Source organism: Capilliphycus salinus ALCB114379 (assembly GCF_047276495.1).
In the GTDB taxonomy this organism is placed as follows: domain Bacteria; phylum Cyanobacteriota; class Cyanobacteriia; order Cyanobacteriales; family Microcoleaceae; genus Capilliphycus; species Capilliphycus salinus.
On the sequence record NZ_CP178543.1, the window covers coordinates 1180300 to 1203226 of the forward strand.

Genomic DNA, 22927 nt, shown 5'->3' on the forward strand with positions numbered 1-22927 from the left:
TATGCAGTTATCAGTTTTTACAGTTATCAATTAGAGCGTGTTTTCAGCAATCGCTTGTAACTTTTAACCTGCACGGTACTTGTTCACTGTAAACTGATAACTGCTAACTGTAAAAACCCGCCCCGCCCCATAACAGCATTAATCAACCGGACATCATCTGACTACAATCATTAAAAATTCAGTTATAAAATTCAGTATTCTTTAGAGAAATTTAGCTTGATAACCGAAATTTTAATTCCTAAAAAACTACTGAAAAACTACCCTAATAGCTAACTTTAAAACGGCGATTTTAATCGGAGGTTTCAGGATTAACAAATTTAACTTGCTTACCAATTAAGTTTAAAAAACTAGACCCAAAATGTTGAATTTCTAAAAAATTAGCGTGGCTGGGAGCGGGTTTATAGATTTTAAATGTTTTCATAATTCCCAGAGTTGCCGCACTTTCTAACGGCCCAATAAAACTACAATCTCGATCTAAAAAATAAGGTTTTTTTACCCAGTATTCCATCTGTTCGGCATTTAAAAAATAACAGCCCGAATGGGGGTTTAAAGCCCGTTGAAACTTGACAGACTGTTCCATGACTTTACCCGCAAATTGGGGCTGTTCCTGCACGTTTTGAAACTTTGCCGTTAAATGCGGTAAAATATCCCCATCTACATAGGCTTTGGCAACTTTACCATTGGGAGAAATTTCATAGCGGTTTAATTGCAATAAACATCCATTTCCCGTATGGTGTGTAAACCATCCCAATTTGACAAATAACCAGGGATCGTGTAAAATTAAATCATCTTCTAAATAACAATAATAATCGTACTGACCCAAACAATCCCGTAAAACCGCCTGACATTCAAACCCCAATAACATCGGTTCGGCGTTGGTTTGATGATGTTTGAAACTTCCCGGCCGAAAGGGAAGATGGGAAATTAAATGGGCGTCTTGGGTGGTACAAATGACAATATCAATCTGGTTTCTGTTCGTTTCGTTAGCCGGCAGCGTCACACATTTACCAATATCAATTGTACATTGAGACTGGCTGTAGAGTCCCCGCAACGCCGTGATTGCCATACTCAATGCCATCAAACGCGGTCGAGGATCTTTATCGAGGGAGGCGTGTTTTCCCTCGTCAGTGGCTTTATAATAATGGGGAAGGGTAAATAGAATTCGCATCGGTTTGCTACCATTAATTAAATTTATTCTACAAATAATTCCGGTACCCGCAGGCGCAACTGTTGGTTTAACTCCGGTAAGCGATCGCGCATCTGGAGATACCAACTTCGTCGTTGGGGATAATGTTGGCAGAGTAAACGATGATTTCGCACCCATTCATAGGCATTGGCGGCGATTTTTTGGCGGAAACGATCATTAACAATTAATTCGTTTAGCTTGGTTTCAAACTGTTTAATAGTCCGATAAATTAATCCCGTTTCTCCTTCTAAAATAGATCGTTCATAAACCGTCGGACTCGCCAACACCGCCACCCCATGACCGGCACATTCTAAAAATTTTAAATCCGATTTCATTAAATTAACCGGGGTGGCCGCCAGCGGTAATAATCCAATATCGCAACCGTGTAAAATCTCTTGGTAGCGTTCGTAACTACAAAACGCTTCAAATTCTTTGTGAGGCGTTTCTAGGCTGTCAAAAAATAAGCGATCGTGAATCACTTTAACCCGCACTTTATCCCGATATTTAGCCAACACTTTGTTTAAACTTATTATAATCGGTTTCCAGTCTTTTTCCCGGTTTAGCGCCCCAAAAAATAACGTCACCGCATCCGTTTGATACTCTCGCGGAGGGGGTAAATAACCCAGTTGATTTGGAAACACCGCCACATTCGGATTAAGTTGTCGTAAAAACACCCCCAACGCTTCGGTTGACGTTTGTACCCCGTGACATCCCCGATAGCTTAAATAACGATTTTCTGCATATTCTCGCCGTCGCAAAGGATTATCATCAATTTCGGCAATAATTAAATAATCTTGGTTGAGTAATTGTCTCAATTTCGGGATATAATCTTCATAGGACATGATCGTTCTTTGCCAAACAATTACCTTTTCTTCCCCCGGTATCGGTGTGACCGTCGGAAAAGATTTTACCCCGGAAACCGCACGGGTTCCCGGTAGAGTTTGAGTTAGACGATCCGGTTCTAAAACGCGCAGGCGATCGCAAGCCGTCGGCGCCATCATTATCGTTTGAATTGACAGACGCCGCAGGGGTTTAAAAGAGCGAGTCGCCCGAATTAAATAGCGTTGTGCGGCGCTTTGGGTTGCAAAACGATTCAAGTCTAAACCCAACGCTTGAATCATCGGTTGCATCAGTTGTAAAAACTTTTGAAATTCTTCATCTTTTTGTCCGCGAGTTTGGACTTCATAAATTTGTAATCCCGCAGATTGAAACAAATATTGAATTCTTTCCAACGTAAATTCTTGTCGGGGAGATTGTTCGAGTTGAGTTGGGGTTTGCTCGTCTAAACTTCCCCATTTTCCCTGTAATAAATTTACAATTTTTCGCCAATACTGTACATTATCAATAGCAGCGATAACTTCTCCTTCTGGGTGTAACCACTGGCTTTGATGCTGAAGAACTTTCGCCGGATTTTCCACTAACGAGAGAATATTATCATAGACCAAACAATCAACCTGACCGACATCTAAAGCCAGAGATTTGAGTTGAATTTGCTCAACATCGCCAACGATAACGCGATCGTAATCTTGACAAGCTTCAGCCTGTTGAGAATTTGATACAATTCCAATATAACAACAGTGGGGATTAATTTGTTTGTACCGACTTGCAGTTTTTTGGGGAGGTCCAACTTGAACAATAACTTGAGCATTGGCGCTTAACAGCGAGAGCAAATCTGAAGAAGGGGAGAACGGATAGAAAGGTTCTTTTTGGGGAGGGGGGGAGCCAGCCAAATTTGCATTCATATCTTTAACAGCCAGACTTCGCTCAATGTGCAATCAAATCCTCGACAGTTGGATTCGGGGGAAACGGCCAAATCCCATTCTTGCAAGCGGACTTAACTGTTTTTACTGTATCATAAATCTGATGTTTTTTTACGGATTGACGAGTTCTATTGACTCGGGGACAAAAATCGACAAAGGGGCGAACGGTAAAACCCCAAACCTTCTTTTTATTGGGGTCGCCAAATTAGAGACAAGCAGACGGGAGGGGTAAGAATTGTTATTCGTGAGTAAATTCAGATAAATTTTCCGAGAAAGCCTTTGATCTTCCGGTTGCGTTTGGGAACTTCAACCCCAAAAACAAAAGTAAAACTCAAAACAGAACCCTGTCATTTATATTGAACGTTTACCTGTAGTATTATGCCGCGAGTTTCTGTTGTTATCCCAACTTACAATCAAGAAGCCTATATTTCCCAAGCCCTCGATAGTGTTCTCAAACAAACCTATCAAGATTTTGAGATTGTCATCGTTAATGATGCCTCCGGCGATCGCACCTTAGAGAAAATTCAAGAAAAAAAAGATCCTCGAATTCGTTTGTTTAGCTTTGAACAAAATCAGGGAGAAAGTGCAGCCACAAATTATGGCATTCAACAAGCCCGAGGCGAGTTAATTGCCCTTCTCCATTCCGACGATGTGTTTGTGCCGCAAAAACTGGAAAAACAAGTTGAATGTTTAGAGAAAAATCCTCAATTTAATGCTATTCTGACCTATCCTCAACTCATCAACAGCCGGGGGGAAAGATTACCCCCCTCCGACTCCTTTCTCCAGCAAGTTTTTATTCAGCCAAACCGGACAAGGTTTCAATGGCTCAACTCTTTTTTTAGTAAAGATAACTGTCTCTGTCAAACCAGCGCATTAATTCGCCGAGAGTGCTATCAACAAATTGGTTTCTACGATCCTCGGTTTCGCCAAATTCCCGACTTTGACTTTTGGGTGAGATTTTGTCTGAAATACGAACTTTATATCTTACCGGAACCTTTAGTAAACTATCGAGTTCACCAATCTAATATTAGCGGAATCAAACCCGAAACCATTATTCGTCATAACTTTGAACTCTCCCAAGTCTTAAAACGATACTTTTGCGTAGAAGTGTATGAAAACCTGCTGAAAATCTTTCCAGACGCTCTAGAACCGGGAGAAATTTTTGAACCGAGCTTGGGGGAGTTTTTAGTCGCCAGACAACTCTTCAAAATTGAACGTTCACCCCATCGAACTCTAAGCTTAGACACCCTATTTAACCTCTTGGGAGATCCGGAGAAATCTCGGCTAATCAAACAGTATTACAACTTCGACTCTTCCCGTTTTTCAAAACTAACAGGAAGTTTCGATATCTTCAACTTAATGGCGACTCAAAAACTCAAAACCCAATCCCCGCAACCCCCACAAAAAAATCAAACCAACCCCACCTTTTCTCCCCCAACCTTTCCCACCCCTTCCCAACCTCCTCTCGTCAGTTTAATCATACCCACCTACAACGGAGAAACCTTTTTAGCCGAAGCGATCAACAGCGCTATTTCCCAAACCTATCGTGATCTAGAAATCATTATCTCCGATGACGGTTCCAGCGATAAAACCCTAGAAATTGCTAAATCTTTCCAACACAAAACCCCCGTACCATTTCAGATTCTCGCACACAGCAACTATGGCTTAGTCGAAAACTTAAACTTCTCCATTTCCCAAGCCCGAGGAAAATATATCAAGTTTTTATTTCAAGACGATCTGCTTGAACCCAACTGTATTGAAACAATGGTTCATCTGGCTGAACAAAATCCAGAAATTGGTTTAGTTTTCTCCCCTCGCCGAGTCTTTATTGCTGACGATTCCCAATCAAACCCCCTGTGTCAAGCCGCTTTAAATGGAGGAAAAAATCTTCATCAAAAATGGTCAAACCTCAAACCCATTCAGTCGGGTCAAGAGCTATTATCCGATCCCAACTGTTTAAAAGGAACAATCAATAAAATTGGTGAACCCACAACCGTATTAATTCCCAAAGCGGTTTTTGAAAAAATAGGCGGTTTTGATGATCACCTCCATCAACTCTTAGATGGAGATTTGTGGCTGAGAATTATGGGAAATTATCAAATCGGTTTTGTCAATCAAACCCTATCCAGTTTGAGAATCCATCGCCAGCAACAAACCCAAAAAAATATCTCCGCAGGTCAAAACCTCAAAGATTATCAAAGACTGTATGAAAAGATGCTGTTTCATCCCGATTATCACTTTTTGACTGCGGAGTTTAAATCTGGGGTTTTTCAAAAATTAATGGCGAAAACCCAAGAGTATTTTCCCTTAACCCAAAACTTGATTGAACAGTATCGAAAAAATCCACTTTCCGACGGGATTCTGACTTATTTGCGTCAAATTCGTCAAATTCTTGCCAGTCGTTGGCTCACCCTATCAATAAATGAATTAAAACAAGCTTACCAGGGAGATTGGGGTGAAACCCATCGCGCTTTAATGGCTTGTGGTTTGCTCGAAGAACAACAAACCGATTCTGAAAAAATCTTTGTTCGACGCTTAACTCAACAAGTGGCTTTGGGGTTTCAAGAAGTTCAAGGAATTCAGGTGGTGTTGGCGGCTATGCTCTATCAAAAAGCTTATCAACTTCCCCTGCAATATCAAAATGCTTTAATTCCTAAATATATCTTTCAAGATTTTCTAGAGTTTCTATTTGCTGAAATCGAAATCTGTCCGGAATTGGCGGAAATTCAACGGTTTGTTGAGTTTCGAGAAAATTTGCTCAACTATATTTATCATAACCTGATTAACGAAACCACCAATCCGGTTTGGCTTTATATCGCTTCTATTTATAGTAAAGTCCCTCCCGGAGAAACTTGGAAACTGTGTCCTCCCCAACAGAATTTAAAAACCATTAGCAGTTATCGTGCTGATATTATCGATATCTACTTACAGCAAACCGGACACCCAATCGAATATAATTTTACCGATTCTCCCTCCCCTTCTGCTAAAATAAATCTGGGAATCTTCATCGATAAAATAGGCTTCAATTCCGATACTTTTGCGATGATTCCTATTCTTAAAAATTTGGACTTGACTAATTTTAACCCCGTGCTGTATACTTTTAGTATCGAAAATGATATTTTGGGGGAACTGTACGTCAACCTAAATCGGCCGCCCGTCCAACTGCCAGAAAGCTTGAATGAAGCGGTATCCCGCATCCGACACGATCGCCTGGATTTCCTGCTGATCGGCTCTGATGTCACCATTCAAACGAACACAAGCTTTCAACTGGTACTGCACCGACTGGCCCGCAAACAGATAATTGCCGCGAGCGCTCAAATCACGAGTGGAATTCGGCAGATAGATTATATACTCGCGCCCGAACTCACCGAAGCCGCAAGCGAACAACAGCAGTACCGAGAACAAGTGATTCCGCTAAAAGGGTCGGGATTATGTTGGAACTATCCCGCTCAACCGCCAAAAGCCACAGTAGAACCCACCCGGCAAAGTTGGGGAGCAAGGGAAGAAACGGTGGTGTTTGCAGTCAGCGGAAAACTCAATGCGATCGCCGCAGAATTCAGACAGATGTGGAGTCAAATTCTGGCGAGAGCGCCGCAATCAATACTGGTATTGCTTCCCCAAGCCGGAGCCAACCAAAATCCTCCGATTAGCGCCTTTTTCAATCGTATCCAATCCGATTTTAAACAGCAGGGAATTAGTCCGAAACGGTTTGTCATGGTCAAGCCGTTAAGTTCGTGGACAAACCTAAAAAAATGTTTAAGTTTAGCTAATATTTATTTAGACCCATATCCGAGTTACGAACCCTCATCAGTGGTCGAAGCCTTGCTAGCCGGAGCGATACCCGTCGTCTGCGAAGGTCAAACCCCCCGCCATCGACAAAGTGCCGCCCTACTCCGAGAACTGGGAACACCCGAACTGATTTGTTCAACAAAACAAGACTATTTAGAGCTAAGTATAGCGTTAGCAAACCAACCCCAAAAACGCCAACAATACCGCGAGAAAATCAAGAATAATCTGGAAAAAACCCCCGCATTTTTAGACGGTCAAGCCCATACAAAACAGTTGGAAAACTTGTTAAAAAATCTCTCCCTATTTCCCCGATAAAACCCATGAAATTATCGCGGCAGTATTTTTTCAAATTGCCGAAAATTCGAGAGATTTGTAGATAAAACCAGGTAAACAGAAGAATATCGGCCCTAAGTTGATTAGAAAAACTCCCAATCTTTTCTGCAAATAAAACTCATATAAAATAGAATTTTACGGCTATAAAATAAAGCCGAGAACTGAAAAAATAACCCTAATTTTCAAGATTAAATTATGAATTACCCCGGAAAATATCAACACAAATTCAAGGGACAATATACGGTTTGGAACGAGAAAGAATTAATGATGAATCGAAAGTAAGTTCGAGAAATACAAACAGTTTTGACAACAGGCTTAAGTTAGTCCTCTGCTGAGAATTGAGAATTGACCGTGTTAGAATTCATCAGGCTTGTTCCCGAACGCCTGTGGCAAGATGGGCAAAGGAGGGAAAAAGCTCAAACAGAGCCAGCACGCCGATCTGGTCTGAGCATCCTGAAAACCATAACTCAAACCCGTGTAAATGATTACAGAACATCACTGCAACTGATGTCAGGAGTAGAGACACTCTGGGGTAATCTTAGACTAGACTGGGAATAGCCAGACGAAGCGATAGCCCGAGATGCAAATTTTAAAAGCAATAGGGCGATCGCATTCCCAGAATCGGGGGAATTACAGGGTATCCCTCGCTGAGGGTCAGTTGTGTCTGCTATTATCGGGACAGAAAGATTTATAAAATCGGGGTTGCGGTGGCAGTCCCAGAACTTAATAAAAAGGGATAAAGCAAGTCCGTTGGAGAGTTCAATGACAGGAGTGTACAAAGTCGGAGAAACCGTGATCAAAAGCGAAGAAATTCCATCGCTGCTGAAGCGTTATCAGTTACTGCCTCAATTTCTAAAAGAGGTGATCATCGATAATGCGATCGCCGAGATCGAATGCGATCGAGAAGAAAAGAAAACGGCATTAGAAAAATTTGCCGCTCAACATCAACTGACCTCCATCGAAGCCCAACAGGCTTGGCTGAAAAGCCAAAACCTCACCACAGAAGACCTCCAAGCGATCGCCGAACGTCCGGTCAAACTGGAAAAATTCAAGCAAGATACATGGAGTAGCAAGGTCGAAAACTATTTTGTCAGCCGCAAAAGCAGCTTGGATCACGTCGTTTACTCCCTGATCCGGACAAAAAACTCGGGACTTGCTCACGAACTGTACTTTCGGATATTAGAAGGAGAACAATCATTTGCAGAAGCCGCCCGGGAATACTCAGAAGGGCCAGAGTCGCGCACCGGAGGATTATTAGGACCTGTGGCGCTGTCTCAGCCCCACCCGGCAATTAGTAAATTGTTGTCGGTGAGTCAACCGGGACAACTGTGGGCGCCGCGTCCTCTGGCGGAATGGATGGTAATTATCCGGCTCGAAAAGTTTATTCCGGCACAATTAGATGAATCTATGCGTCGCCGTTTAATTGATGAACTGTTTGAAACCTGGCTGCGGGAACAACTGGCAACAGCAGGTTCGCTAGAACCCCTTCAAACCTCAGTGTCTTCTGTATTATGACCACAACTACCGTATCTCACACTCAGATTCAGTCCTTTTTAGCAGAAACCAGCCCCTTTGATCGGCTGAGTGAGACAACGCTCAAAGCCATTCTGCCCAAATTTCAACTGTTGGGGTACCGCACGGGTCAGCCCATCTTTGAACGGGACAAAATGCCCACCCAGGTGTCGATTATTTATCAGGGACAAGCCCGACTCTTGGGGTACGACCTGAGAACACAACGCCACATGAGTTTGCGACTGTTGGGGGCCGGCGAAATTGTAGGATGGCCGGGTTTAATTCGAGGCACTCCCTGCGAAACCGCGATCGCCTCAACGGATATGATTTGTGTTACCCTGCCGGCGGAAGAATTTTTGCAACTGGTCAGCCGGGAACCCAACTTTGGGGAAGCCTTCCGCGATCATGCCAGCGTGAGCGAAGTCTTCGAGTTGCTCTCTCAAGAACTGCAACGGCGGGCCAATTTACCCGGAAACCTGAAAGAATTCAGTCTCGATGTCTGGCCCGATGCGATTGTCGTCAACCTCCTCAACGGTCAAAAGCGAGTTTCAGACTTAGCCTCAATGTTAGACCCGGAGAGGGTTTGGCTGATTAGTAGCGGGTCGGTGGGAGAGTTTGAAACCGGAAACCGACTGCTATTGGAGGGGTTGAGCGGATCGCTAAAAATCGAAGGATCTTCGGGGGTGCGCTTGGTGGGAGTCCGTCCGACGCTGAGTTCACCGCCAGAAGAAGCCTACGCCCCACCCGATGGCGGTGCCGTCGAAAAACCCCTGGACCTGTCGGAAATTCCCCTGGCTCCGCCCACTCCTCCCGAGCCGGAACTCGAAGATGGACCATCGCAACGGTTCCCGGTCGTTCGGGGTTCGGGACAAATCGACGCGCCCCTGGCTTGCTTCAATATGTTGAGCAAGTATTACAAGGTCAACTTCCGCAAAGACTTAGTGCGGCGGGTGCTGGAAAATCAACTCACCACCGTCGGTTCGATCACCCTGCAAGCCTGCGGCGCTGTGGCTCAAATGATGGGCTTGAATGCTCAATTGGTACAAGTGCCGGCTAAAGCCGTTAGCCGTTTGAAAGCACCCGCAATGGTGCAGTGGGGAGATAGTTTTGCCATTCTCTACAATATCACCGAACGAGAACTCACCCTTGCCATACCCGAACGGGGCCTCAAACGGATGCGTCCGGCTCAATTTGCCGAGACTTGGGGCGAAGCCGGACAGGTGTTGCTGCTGCAAGCGCCAAAAATTGAACAAAAAGAACAGTTTAGCTTCTGGTGGTTCTGGCCGGCCTTGATGGAGCATCGCACGGTATTTCTGGAAGTGCTGCTGTCTTCGTTTTTTGTGCAGCTGTTCGGGCTGGTTAACCCCCTGATGACCATGATCATTATTGATAAGGTCTTGGGACAGCGCAACATTGACGCCCTCAACGTTTTGGGGATTTTGATGTTGGGGGTGGCTTTATTTGAAGCCTTACTTTCGGCTTTGCGAACGTATCTGTTTGTCGATACCACCAACCGCCTCGACGTCCGACTCTCGGCGGAGGTGATCGATCACCTCCTGAAACTTCCCCTCAACTATTTTGATAATCGCCGAGTTGGGGACTTGGTGGGCCGGATCGGAGAGTTGGCCAATATTCGCAGCTTCTTAACGGGAACCGCCCTGACGGTGGTTTTAGATGCGGTGTTTTCCGTCGTCTACGTGGCGGTGATGTTTTATCTGAGCGTCCCGATGGCGATGGTGGCACTGCTGCCCTTGCCCCTGTTTGCCGGGATTATTATTATTAACTCCCCCATTGTCCGGCGGCTGCTGCGGAAAAAAGCCGAACGTTACGCCGACTCCCAGTCTTATCTGGTTGAAGTCTTAAATGGCATTCAAACTGTTAAAGCCCAAAATATTGAACTGAAATCCCGTTGGGAATGGCAGGGGCGTTATGCTCGGTTTATGAGCGCCAGTTTTAATACCATCTTGACCCAAACCGCTTCGAGTTCGATTAGTACCTTCCTCAATAAACTCTCCGGACTGGCTTTGTTGTGGGTGGGGGCTTATTTGGTGATTGACAACCAACTGACTATCGGGGCTTTGATTGCCTTTAGAATTATCGCCGGAAACGTCACCGGCTCGCTGTTGCGGTTTGTGAGCGTTTGGCAAAGTTTCCAAGAGGTGGGGATGTCGGTTGAACGTCTGCGGGATGTGTTGGATTCTACCCCGGAAGTCGATTCCGACGATCGCAATAATATCCCGATGCCGGAAATTGACGGGGCGGTGACTTTTGAAGAAGTTTCTTTCCGCTTCGGTGAAAGTGGACCTCTGCAAGTGGCAAATGTGAACTTAGAGTTTCCCGCCGGTTCGTTTGTGGGGATTGTGGGGTTGAGCGGATCGGGTAAAAGTACCCTGATGAAACTCCTGCAACGGCTTTATCCGCCTCTGTCCGGGCGCATTAAAATTGATGGCTATGATATCACCAAAGTTGAGATGTATTCCCTGCGCCGTCAAATTGGGGTGGTTCTGCAAGATACCCTGTTATTTAATGGGACGGTTCAAGACAATATTGCCCTGAGTAATCCCGATGCGGGAAGCGATGAGATTATTCGGGCGGCGAAAATTGCGGCGGCTCACGAGTTTATTATGGGTTTACCCAACGGTTACAATACCATCGTTGGAGAACGGGGGGGTTCTCTGTCTGGGGGACAACGGCAGCGAATTGCGATCGCCCGTACCGTCCTACAAAATCCCCGCCTGCTGATTCTCGATGAAGCCACCAGTGCGTTAGATTATCAGTCCGAACGCTTGGTTTCGGAAAATCTCGAAGAAGCCTTTGAAGGTCGCACGGTCTTCTTTATTACTCACCGTCTCAGTACAGTCCGAAACGCCGACTGTATCATTATGATGGATAAGGGTTCGGTGGTCGAACAGGGTAGCCACGATGAACTGATGGCGCTCAAAGGGCGGTATTACTGTTTATTCCAACAGCAAGAGTCACAACAATAATTAATATTGCATGGAAAAAGCTAGAACGATTTTTGATCGATCTCCCCCGATAAAATAGAAACTGGGGATGGGACTGTCAAAAGTGAGGGGTGAGATCAAACCGCAGATGACAAGCACAAACGGATTGGCTTGATGTTGAGATGCAGCCATTTAAAATTCCCAGACTGTAAAAACCTGTTAGCGCATCCGTACAATCCGATCTCCGCTGAGAATCTGTTTTTGAGTTGATCATCAATTGAATTAAAGACAAACCACGAACCAATCAAAAACGAGATAACAATGAAATCTTCCATATCACTTTCCGATCAACCCGTCATTTTAGAGAAACCCGCCTTTTGGTCCCATATCTTTTTATGGGTGATCATGCTGGTTTCCACTTCGGCGATCGTCTGGGCCTATTTCGCCCGCCTGGAACAAACGGTTCCCGCTGTCGGAGAATTAGAATTTTCCGATGGGGCGCGAGAAATTCAAGCCCCAACGACCGGTGCGGTGGTCAGATTGCACGTCGAAAATGGCGATCGCGTGGTGAAAAATCAACCCCTCCTCACCTTTAGCCCCACCAACCCCAGTGCGGATCTGAGATCGCTCGAACAGGTTAGAGAAACTCTACAACGAGAAAATCAGTTTTATGAGGATGTCGTCCGAGGTCAGGCGACGGGACAACTCTCGGCCGAATTGGATACTTTGATTAAAGAACGATCAGCCCGCATCGCCGAAAATCAAGCGCTACAATCCTTGATTGATGAATTATATAACGGCCGTTTCGGTTCGGGCAATTATAGTCCGGCCCTCAGCGGTTTGGTGTCGAACTATCGGGCCGAATATTTGTCTCGGATTAATACGGTACAACTGCAAATTCAAGAGTTAGAAAAACAATTGCAGCAAGCCCAAGATGCAGAAGCGGCCGCCCGAGAACAGTTAGGAGTGGCGCAGTCCCAATTGCAGTTTGCTCAAAATCAATTGGCTTATTCTCAAGAACAGTTAAATTCTTCGAGAGAACAGCTTGAATTGGCAAGGGGACAACTGGCAAAATCCGAGCAAGTTTTGGCTTCTAACCGGGCGATTCTTGATCGGTTGGTTCCGTTAGTTGAAGAAGGCGGAATTGCAGTTTTGCAAAAAGATCGCCAAGAACAAGAAGTTTTGCGAGGGGAAAATGAAGTCCTCAGACAACAAGATCAGATCGAAGCCCGTTTGGGAGAAATTAACCAGCGTCAGGGCGAAATTAATACCCGCAGAGGCGAAGTTAATACCCGCGAAGGGGCAATTTTAGACATCCAAGCCGAAATCGAACAGCAAATCAGCGAACAACAACGGTTGCAAGTGGCGATTGCTCGGACAGCCGAACAATTGCAAAATACAAAAGATGCTTGGGCTAGAGAACTTTATACTCGGATTGAAGAAAACAATAAGGCAATTGCCAGCACGGATTCTCAACTGGGTCGATATAAACTGGAAAATACAAAGCGACTTTCTGAAATTAATGCTCAACTCGAAAAAGTAGAACAAGAGCGAAATACTCAAGTTCTGCGGGCGCCTTCTGGTGGTATTGTTTACGAACTGGCGCCTTCGACGAAAGATGAATCGGAATTGGATGTCAATCAAGATGAGATTTGTCAGTATATTTCGACGACGGTTCTTAACCCGGAAGATCCCCGACTGAAACGCTGCGAAGAGGCTTATTATGAAGCGCAACAAACGGAAACTTTGCTGCAAATTTTAGATGATGATGGCGGTTTGGAAGCGGTTGTTTATGTGCAGAATACCGATGTTGCTTTGGTGTTGAATGCGTTAAGAAATAAGCGCGAAAAGCTGGCTCCTTATAATAATCAGGAAATCGCCGGAGAGGTGATTGAATGTACGCCCGAAAAAGATTGTTTGTGTCCGGCGTCGGAAGAAGCCCGTCAACAAGTGGGTTTGGATGAGCGGGATTGTATTCCGGTTGAGGTGAATATTGATGCGTTTCCCGCCGGGGAATTTGGTACGGTTCCGGGTGAGTTAAAATGGATTAGCCAAGAGGCGATTCCACCGGATGAATTGCGTCAATATTTTTCGTTTAAAGCGAAGATTCAGTTGGAGCGAGAACACTTTGTTTTAAATGAAGATGAAGATCTTAAAGTTGATTTGCAAGCGGGGATGGCGGTTAACTCCAAGATTAATATTGGTAAACGGACGGTGTTACAAATGTTGTTCAGCCGACTCACCGGACAGTTTAACAGTATTACCAATGTGAGATAATTTAATCTAGGGGCGGGTTCGACAAAAATTGCTCGGTTTCAGGGACAATGTGAATCAACCCGCCCTCCGACTGTAGGGGCGGGTTCCGAATAAATATCTGTTTTCCCACAAATAACTTCTATAAACCCGCCCTTCAACTGTAGGGGCGGGTTCGACAAAAATTCCTCGGTCTCAGAGACAATGTGAATAAACCCGCCCTTCAACTGTAGGGGCGGGTTCGACAAAAATTGCTCGGTCTCAGAGACAATGTGAATAAACCCGCCCTTCCTTGTTGTAGACTGGAAGGGTTGGGGGCGGGTTTATGTAGGTTGTCAGTTGGTGACAGACATCAATGCAGAACCCGCCCCTACAATGGGTTGGGGGCGGGTTTATGTAGGTTGTCAGTTGGTGACAGACATCAATGCAGAACCCGCCCCTACAATGGGTTGGGGGCGGGTTTATGTAGGTTGTCAGTTGGTGACAGACATCAATGCAGAACCCGCCCCTACAATGGGTTGGGGGCGGGTTTATGTAGGTTGTCAGTTGGTGACAGACATCAATGCAGAACCCGCCTCTACAATGGGTTGGGGGCGGGTTTATGTAGGTTGTCAGTTGGTGACAGACATCAATGCAGAACCCGCCCAACAAGACTGTTGATGAACAGCTAATTTTTGACTCTAAATATGGATGTTTAAACAATATTTCGACATTTCTAAAACGTCCTTAATTCTTCTGGTTTTCTATCTTTTACCCCCCGCGATTGTAATTGGATTTATTACTCAGTTTGGGGTGAATATTCCGGTTTACGACCAATGGGTTTTACCAAAACTGTTTGAAAAAGTCGCTATAAATGAACTGAATTTTAGCGATTTATTTGAACTCCATAATAATCATAGAATTCTCTTTCCCCGTCTGATTTTTATCGGTTTAGCATTCCTTTCCGGTTGGAATATTAAACTGGAAATGTTTTTTAGTTTGGGGTTGGCGGTTCTCTCGTTTATCGCCCTTTATCTCATCGCTTCTCTCACATCATCCCCCAAATATCGCAACTTATTTCATTTGGCTAATCTGTTAACCTGTGGCTTAATTTTTAGTTTAAATCAAGAATGGCTTTGGGGGTTTCAACTTCCAATTTTTTTAATTAACTTCTGTTTAATTCTCGCCTGTTTAATTTTATCTTTAAAAACTTTAAAGTCAAAAACTAAACTAATTTTAGCCGGAATTTGTTGTTTTGTTGCCAGCTTTTCTTCCGCCCAAGGTTTGATCACCTGGTTGGCTGTTATTCCGTTAATTTTATCACAAGAAGAACCCAAACTTACCAAAAAAAAGCAATTATTTCTGTGGTTAACCGGGTTTATTTTGTCCGCCGGAATTTATGCAGTTGGTTATCAACAAGAACCCCGAATTATTAACCTGTCCTGGGCTGAATCTCTCCGAACAGCCATTCATTTTCTTCTCAATCTCTTAGCCGCTCCCCTTGTACAAATCCCGATTTTATCGACGATAATAGGAGCGATAATTTTATCGTTATTTTTGGGAATATCAGCCTACAGTCTCAAAAGTTATTCTTTCAACTCACCCAAAACATTCAATCAATTCGCGCCTTGGTTATCCGTTGGCTTATTTTCCCTTTTAACCTCTTTATTAATGACTTGGGGGCGAGTCGAATGGGGCGGAAACTATCCCCTTACGGCTACCCGATATACAACCCATACTTTATTATTAATTATTTCCCTAATTCAACTGGGTAGAGTTTTTATTGAAAATCATAAAATTTTCGGCAAGTTCAACCGAACCAATCTAATTTTAATCTACGGTTTTTTGGCGGGAATTTTGTTGAGTTTAACGGCCGTTAGTTCTCACGCGGCAATTAACCAGGCTAAACTAGAACTTCCCTATAAAACCAGTAGTCAAACTTGCCTAAACTTATTTAACTATCTGGAAGAATCGGAATTTTTTAAAACCTCACCGAATCGATGTTTGTTACCGATGAGTAAATCAACGTGGTGGATTCGAGATGGGGTAGAATCATTAGATAAAATTCAGATGAGAGGCTTTGCAAAAAATATCCCCTTCATTTCCGAACCCGCTGAAGTTTACGGGTATATTGATAATCCTGACAGCCCAAAAACCCCTTTAAAACTGAAAATAAATGATACAATTGCCATCGGGGGATGGGCAGTTTTACCGGAGCAAAAACAACAGCCCCGTTTAGTTTTCTTCTCGGAGGGCGAACAAAACACATTCTTTGCCAATGCTGATATTAGCCGAGAAAGTCCCGATATTGCCGAATTTCTCAATTCTAACCGCTACCGTTTAGCCCGTTGGGAGGTGATACTTTCCGGCGAGTCCTTACCCCCAGGCGAAAGCGAGATCAAAGCTTGGGTTTACGATCCGGTGCAACAGCAATTTGTTCGGTTGCGGGGGGAAGTAAAAATCAGCATTTCCGGCGAATAAGTCCGGTAATTGTCAAAAATTTAAAGATTCAGTCAAATTTTCAGAAACGGATAAATTCTTTGTTAAGATATATATTGGCGAATGGTTGCTTGGATAGAGCATGAATGTAATTCCCACAGAAATCCCTGACGTTTTAATCCTAGAACCGAAAGTATTCGGAGACGAACGAGGATTTTTCTTTGAAAGTTTCAATGAAAAAATTTTCGCAGACCAGACCGGTGTAACAGCGGCATTTGTTCAAGATAACCACTCGCGATCGCGTCAAGGCGTTTTACGAGGCTTGCATTATCAAATCGAGCAAGTGCAAGGAAAACTCTTACGGGCTGTTGTTGGTGAAATTTTTGATGTGGCTGTTGATATCCGCAAAAGTTCTCCCACCTTTGGACAGTGGGTCGGATGTATAATTTCTGCGGAAAATAAACGACAATTTTGGGTTCCAGCCGGCTTTGCTCACGGATTTTTAGTCCTTTCAGATGTGGCGGAAGTGCTGTACAAAACGACAGATTATTACGCCCCCCAACACGAACGATCAATTTTGTGGAACGACCCCGATTTGGGGATAGAATGGCCTTTAAATGGCATAACTCCGATTCTTTCAGCTAAAGATAAAGACGGTAAAACTTTTAAAACAGCGGACGTTTTTCAATGAGACAAATTTTACTCATCGGTAAAGACGGCCAACTCGGTCAAGAATTACTCCCAATTTTAGCCTCCACCGGAGAGGTAAAAAGCGTAGGACGGGAGAGTTTGGACTTGGCAAATCCCGAGGCGATCGCTAAAATTGTCGCCGATGTCAAGCCCAATTTAATTATCAATGCGGCGGCTTATACCGCAGTTGATAAAGCCGAAAGCCAGAAGGAACTCGCGATCGCAATTAACGGTACCGCCCCCGGGATTTTGGCGAAACAAGCCGCAGAAATTGGGGCGACATTGATTCACGTTTCTACAGATTATGTCTTCGATGGAAGCCAAAGTCATCCCTATTTAGAAACCGATCCGACTCAACCTTTGGGCGCCTACGGCGAGTCGAAATTGGCCGGAGAAAAAGCGATTTTGGAAACGCAAGCGAATGCGGCTATTGTGAGAACCGCTTGGGTTTATGGCGTTGGGGGGAAAGGAAATTTTGTGAAAACCATGCTCCGACTCGGCGCCGACCGCGAAGAATTGCGGGTGGTTTGCGATCAGGTGGGAAGCCCAACTTGGACGGGAGATTTAGCCGAAGCTATCGTTCAATTGAGCGATAATATTAATTCAGAAACAACGGGAATTTATCACTATACGAATAGTGGTGTTACCAGTTGGTATGATTTTGCAGTGGCGATTTTTGAAGAAGCCAAACAACTGGATTTTCCTCTGAAAATTCAACGGGTGGTTCCAATTTCGACATCCGAATATCCAACGCCGGCTCGCCGTCCCGCTTATTCGGTTTTGAATACGAAAAAAATCTCGGCAATACTTGGAACCCATCCACCCCATTGGCGACAAAGCTTGAGAAAAATGCTTTCCGAGTTGGCAACTCAGGGTTAATCAGGTTAGGTTGGATTTGAGATGTTTGAGAACGCTCAGGAAACAGTCAAAACCAATCATTATCTTACCCCAAAGTCTGCGCCATCTCAACATTTCCAGTACGAACATTCAAGACTTGACCATTCTTCTGAGATTTTTTTATGAAAGCACTCATTCTTTCTGGTGGTAAAGGAACTCGCTTGCGTCCCCTGACGTACACGGGGGCTAAACAGCTTGTTCCGGTTGCAAATAAGCCGATTTTATGGTACGGAATTGAAGGAATTGTTGCCGCAGGAATTACGGAGATTGGAATTGTTATCAGTCCCGAAACCGGAGAAGAAGTCAAAGCGGTAACTGGAAATGGCGATCGCTTTGGTGCGAATATTACCTACATTTTACAGGATAAACCCGCAGGTTTGGCTCACGCGGTCAAAATTTCCCAAGACTTTTTGGGGGATTCTCCTTTTGTAATGTATTTGGGAGATAACCTGATTCAAAATGAACTCAGTCCTTTTGTTGAACAGTTTAAATCTAAACAGTTAGATGGGCTGATTTTACTGCGAAATGTTGAAAATCCGACGGCGTTTGGTGTGGCGGTTGTCGATGCGGAAGGACGAGTTTTAAAGTTAGTTGAAAAGCCGAAAGTTCCCCCTTCAAATTTAGCTTTGGTGGGGGTTTACTTTTTTGATAAAAGCATTCACCATGCGATCGCCAATATTCAACCTTCTCCCCGGGGTGAGTTGGAAATTACCGACGCCATTCAAAAACTGATTGAAACGGAGAAAAAAGTCGAAGCTTGTACTTTAAATGGATGGTGGTTGGATACGGGGAAAAAAGATGATTTGTTGAGTGCAAATCAAATTATTCTCGACGAATGTATTCAGGCGTCTAACCAGGGCGAAGTTGATGAACACAGCCAAATTATCGGACGGGTACAGATTGGTTTGGGAAGCAAATTAGTCAATTGTAGCGTCCGGGGTCCGGTTGTGATCGGCGAAAATTGTCTCTTAGAAAACTGCTTTGTTGGTCCTTACAGTAGTATAGCTGATGATGTGACCATTGTTGAGGCAGAATTGGAGCATAGCGTTATTTTACAAGGGTCAAAAATTGTTAATGTTCACCCTCGAATTGTGGATACATTAGTTGGACGACGAGCGGTATTAACGACTTCTCCCCAGCGTCCAAAAGCCATGCGATTTATGATTGGGGATGACAGCCAAATTGAACTGACATGATCTACTGGATAACGGTTAATTATTACTCAACTGCATTAATTGAGCGATTAATTAACTCAATTCCAGTTCATTCTGAAATCAATTATCGAGTTATCATCGTTAATAATTCCCCGGATGATAGCTCGATACATTCTCTGAAAAACGAATCAATTGTTATTTTAGATTCCCCGGAAAATATCGGTTTTGGTCGGGGTTGTAATTTGGGTTTAGATTGGGTTTATCAACACAATCCTCGGGGAATTGTATGGTTAATTAATCCCGATGCTTATTTATTAGAAGATAGTCTGACACGAGTTATTGAGTTTTTTAAAACCTATCCCGAGATTTCGATTTTAGGAACTCTTGTGGATGAAACAACCGGAAAATTAGGGTTTGGGGGTGGAGAATTTAACGAGAAAACTGGGCGAATTATTGCGTTAGATTTTATTCCCAAAAATCCCGATTCTAGCTTACCTTATCTTACCACGAAATGGGTGACGGGATGCAGTTTATTAATTAATCTTCAACGATTTTCTGAATGTCCTCAGTTTGACCCCGATTATTTTTTATATTACGAAGATTTTGACTTTTGTTTGCGGTATGGAAAACGGGGACATTCGGTGGTGATGTCTACCGAAATTCGGGTGATTCATCAATCCTCATCCATTACCAACCAAAATCAACCGTTAAAAATTCAGCAGAGTATTTATAGTTATCTTCTCAGCTTAGAAAAACACAGTAATATTTGGGTGTTGGGATATCGTCTGTTGAGAATTAGTCTGGTTTCTGGTCTTTCCTTGTTAATTTATCCCCAAGTTTCCCGTCATAAACTTAGAGGAGTTTGGCTTTATTGTCAAAAGAGATTACACCCTGGAAAAATCATCTCCAATAAATCGAGAAAAACCAATTAAAGGTTAGTCCTAATCGAGCAATTTTTGATTGTCTAAAGGTAATATAATCTCAAATTCCGTTCCTTCTCCCGGTGTAGAATTTAAAATGAGTTTACCCCCGTGTTTTTCAACGATAATTTGATAACTAATCGCCAATCCTAACCCGGTTCCCTTTCCAATGGGTTTGGTTGTAAAGAAATTATCAAATATTTTGGCTTTTATTTCGGGTGGAATTCCCAACGCATTATCGATAATTTTAATCGAAAGATAATCTTTTGTTCTCTCGAACAAATTAATTGGAAAATTTAATTCCTCCTTTGACAAACGATTATAAAACTTAAAATGCTGATCGGATAACGGTTTAATTTGAGTGCGAATTTCGATTTGGGGTAACTCATTCCAATCGGTTTTCATCCGCTCTTCTAACGCATCAATACCGTTGACAATTAAGTTCATAAACACTTGGCTGAGTTGTCCCGGATAACAAGGAATTGGCGGTAAATCAGCATAATTTTTAACCACTTCAATTCCCGCCAACTTCAGACGATTTTTTAAAATCAGTAACGTACTATCCAAACACTCGTGAATATCCGTTTCTTGCTTAGAAGAATCATCCATATAGGAGAAACTTCTGAGACTGCTGACAAGCTGATTCATCCGTTCCGATGAGACTTGAATACTTTTGATTAAATCGGGAAAATCTTGTTTGACAAATTCTAAATCAAAGTGTTCTTTTAACCGTTCTATTTCCTTTCCTGAATTCGGAAACTTTTGTTCGTAAGCATCTAAAACCGTTAAAACTGCGTCATAACTTTCTTGAATAAACCTAGCATTTCCCGAAATACAATTGAGGGGATTTCTCAATTCGTGAGCGAGTCCAGCAACCATCTGACCTAATAACACTAACTTCTCGGTTTGAATTAACTGTGCTTGGGTTTTTTCGTGGAGTAACTGAGTCGCGAGTTGGTGGAGATAAGACTGAGCGAGTAATAATTGTTGGGTGTCGAGGACTTGATATTCTTCTGGAAATAGACGAACAACTATCGGTTCATACAGCTTCTCGGGATCTCTTTGTACCGCTCGGTTTGCTGCTTCTAAAATGGGTGTATTACCGGATAAAATGAGCATTTGATCGGTAACAAAACGATGAAGTAACCGGATACAACGGTTTAAAAATAGTTCTCGTCCGTAGGGACGACTCAGCATTTTTAAAAATCGGCGCTGAGAAATCATTCCCACAAACTTTCCCCGATCTGTTAAAATAACTCCAGGAATAAAAGGATGGGTTTCAAAAATGCGAGTCAGAGCAATTCCGGGTTCTTCTATATCGACTTGAAAGCTGTAAAGCGGTAAATCTTGAACCGTTGATTCTAAATGAATATCCTGAGTTAAAAAAACTGAGGAAGAACTTGAAAATAAAGATTCCGACATCATAACCATAATTAATAAGAATTGCTAGGTGAGTAATTGAAAAATCGATCCGCCAAACTCATACTTATTTCAGCAGAAAATATTTTCATATTTTCCGATAAAACTTAACTTTTAAGTTAAGGATATATTCCTTAAACCAAGTCGATACAACCTTTCTATAACTGTATTCAATTAAGCCCCCAAGATAGTAATTTTTTATATAATTTTAAGACGATCAATGATTCCCTGAGATTTCTCGTAATCCCTTTAAATAGCTGTCAGTCCGATCGCCTTAACACGGGTTTATCCTCCTAACCGAGAAGATCAACCCTTTGTAGCATCTGTTAATTATCCACCCCGAGATACTACCCCGACCGAGATTCACCAATAAGATTTTAACTCATAAAGTTGTCTTGTTGCCCGAATTTGATAGATTTATGTTCTTCAGTTTAACGAAAAAATACCCCAACTTAGGTTAAGACCAGGTTATATTTTGGCGGTGAGAGACCCTGTTCTCTCTCATTTTAAGAAGAATTTACATTTTCAGAAATTTCTCGGATGACTGCTGTTACCAAACTTGGCGATCGCATCCGAATAATTACCTAGATGATTGCTAAATATTTTTTAATTTTCAGATCGCCAATCATCAATATTACTCGGTAGATATCAAAATTCATTTTGTGTTATCATCAATCTCAGAGAAACAATAATTCCACCTCAATTCTTTTCGAGCTTCACTTTACAGTCAGTTTAATCTCAGTTTTTTTGAAAAGAAAAAACTGATCACCCCGGAGAGTATCTTTAATCGAAAAGAGGAGCTTTGGACATGGGTTATGTTCACGAAATTAAATTTTTTCCAGACAAAAAGTCTCAAAAATTAATGGTCGCACTCTTTGATGTACCCCCGTTATTCTGTTCGGAATTTTGGTTAAAAAACGTAGAAGCAAGTCAATACAAGCTAGACTCCCTTCCGAAGGGGTTGAAACTCGAAAAAAAATATTCAGTTAAACAGTTTGGAATTCAACCCTTTTTGGATTCCCACCAACCGGATTTAAGTTTAATTTGCCTTGAAAACCGAATTGACGAAGTTGATGAAATCGTTCGTTTATTCAAAGAAAAAGTTGATTATAACAGTCCCAACGCCGGATTATTAATCTCTCAGCGAGACGCAGTTTCCCACTTTTATATTACCATTTCCGATACCCACTGTTTCAACTTTGGAGGCGACGGCTTTGCAATCTTTCCCATTCCCCCAAACTCAGAAACCGTTTCCAAGGTAAAACTTTTAAAGCGTCAACAAGTCTTAGATCGATGCCTAATTGCCTACGAACTTTTTAAAGATTGGAACTATGGACTGTTAGGCTGGAACTGCGAACATTTTTCTAGATTGGTGACAACAGGTATAGCCGTTAGCTATCAAATAAAACAGTCACCTTTAGCCTGGTTAAATCAAAACGGTTATCATCCCTTAGCCGAAAAAATGATGAACGAAGCCTTCAGAAATCACTCTTAGACTCAAAAACCAAAACCCCGGTTTCTTCGACTCAAAACCCCGGTTTCTACAACTCAAAACCCCGCTTTCTCAAAGAAACTGGGGTTTTTAGCTTGATTGACTGTAAACTGGTCACTCTAAACACTGGTGACTGGTGACTGGTGACTGGTGACTGTA

General features: G+C 43.0%; 14 protein-coding genes. 11 read left to right on the forward strand and 3 right to left on the reverse strand.

The window, feature by feature from the left end:
* Positions 1-289 precede the first annotated feature (289 nt).
* Both ACL6C3_RS04920 and ACL6C3_RS04925 read right to left on the reverse strand, forming a co-directional pair.
* On the reverse strand, positions 290-1168 hold the full coding sequence (locus ACL6C3_RS04920) for a calcium-binding protein (protein ID WP_413168262.1): 879 nt from the start codon (positions 1166-1168) through the stop codon (positions 290-292).
* A 23-nt stretch (positions 1169-1191) separates the two neighbouring features.
* Complete coding sequence (locus ACL6C3_RS04925) at positions 1192-2961, reverse strand: glycosyltransferase (RefSeq protein ID WP_413165851.1); 1770 nt, start codon at positions 2959-2961, stop codon at positions 1192-1194.
* 363 nt (positions 2962-3324) lie between these two features.
* On the opposite strand from ACL6C3_RS04925, the gene ACL6C3_RS04930 reads away from it, so the two are divergent.
* From ACL6C3_RS04930 to ACL6C3_RS04975, 10 genes are all read left to right on the forward strand, one after another.
* On the forward strand, positions 3325-7050 hold the full coding sequence (locus ACL6C3_RS04930; RefSeq protein WP_413165853.1) for a glycosyltransferase: 3726 nt from the start codon (positions 3325-3327) through the stop codon (positions 7048-7050).
* 780 nt (positions 7051-7830) lie between these two features.
* The gene (locus ACL6C3_RS04935; protein ID WP_413165855.1) at positions 7831-8583 is read left to right on the forward strand and encodes a peptidylprolyl isomerase; all 753 of its coding nucleotides are present in this window, start codon (positions 7831-7833) and stop codon (positions 8581-8583) included.
* Positions 8580-11567, forward strand: a complete 2988-nt coding sequence (locus ACL6C3_RS04940; protein ID WP_413165857.1) for a peptidase domain-containing ABC transporter — start codon at positions 8580-8582, stop codon at positions 11565-11567. Before ACL6C3_RS04935 ends, ACL6C3_RS04940 begins: the two co-directional genes overlap by 4 nt.
* Positions 11568-11846: 279 nt before the next feature.
* On the forward strand, positions 11847-13802 hold the full coding sequence (locus ACL6C3_RS04945; RefSeq protein WP_413165859.1) for a chromosome partitioning protein ParA: 1956 nt from the start codon (positions 11847-11849) through the stop codon (positions 13800-13802).
* A 318-nt stretch (positions 13803-14120) separates the two neighbouring features.
* Entirely contained in the window at positions 14121-14438 is a 318-nt protein-coding gene (locus ACL6C3_RS04950) for a hypothetical protein (RefSeq protein WP_413165861.1), read from the forward strand.
* Positions 14439-14468: 30 nt separating this feature from the next.
* Entirely contained in the window at positions 14469-16238 is a 1770-nt protein-coding gene (locus tag ACL6C3_RS04955; RefSeq protein ID WP_413165863.1) for a hypothetical protein, read from the forward strand.
* Between the two features lie 100 nt (positions 16239-16338).
* Positions 16339-16887, forward strand: a complete 549-nt coding sequence (gene rfbC / locus ACL6C3_RS04960; protein WP_413165865.1) for a dTDP-4-dehydrorhamnose 3,5-epimerase — start codon at positions 16339-16341, stop codon at positions 16885-16887.
* Positions 16884-17765 carry a dTDP-4-dehydrorhamnose reductase gene (gene rfbD, locus ACL6C3_RS04965; RefSeq protein WP_413165867.1) on the forward strand — a complete coding sequence of 294 codons (882 nt, stop codon included), beginning with the start codon at positions 16884-16886 and terminating at the stop codon, positions 17763-17765. Before rfbC ends, rfbD begins: the two co-directional genes overlap by 4 nt.
* Before the next feature lie 140 nt (positions 17766-17905).
* The gene (locus ACL6C3_RS04970) at positions 17906-18979 is read left to right on the forward strand and encodes a glucose-1-phosphate thymidylyltransferase (protein ID WP_413165869.1); all 1074 of its coding nucleotides are present in this window, start codon (positions 17906-17908) and stop codon (positions 18977-18979) included.
* A complete protein-coding gene (locus ACL6C3_RS04975) occupies positions 18976-19869 on the forward strand; it encodes a glycosyltransferase family 2 protein (protein WP_413165870.1) in 894 nt (297 codons plus the stop codon). The genes ACL6C3_RS04970 and ACL6C3_RS04975 overlap by 4 nt, the downstream gene beginning before the upstream one ends.
* A 9-nt stretch (positions 19870-19878) precedes the next feature.
* On the opposite strand, the gene ACL6C3_RS04980 is transcribed toward ACL6C3_RS04975, so the two are convergent.
* Positions 19879-21288: a sensor histidine kinase gene (locus ACL6C3_RS04980; protein ID WP_413165872.1), complete on the reverse strand. Its 1410-nt coding sequence runs from the start codon at positions 21286-21288 to the stop codon at positions 19879-19881.
* Between the two features lie 796 nt (positions 21289-22084).
* Here ACL6C3_RS04980 and ACL6C3_RS04985 point away from each other — a divergent pair.
* Positions 22085-22771, forward strand: coding sequence for a hypothetical protein (locus tag ACL6C3_RS04985; RefSeq protein WP_413165874.1), 687 nt, complete (start codon positions 22085-22087; stop codon positions 22769-22771).
* Positions 22772-22927 lie beyond the last annotated feature (156 nt).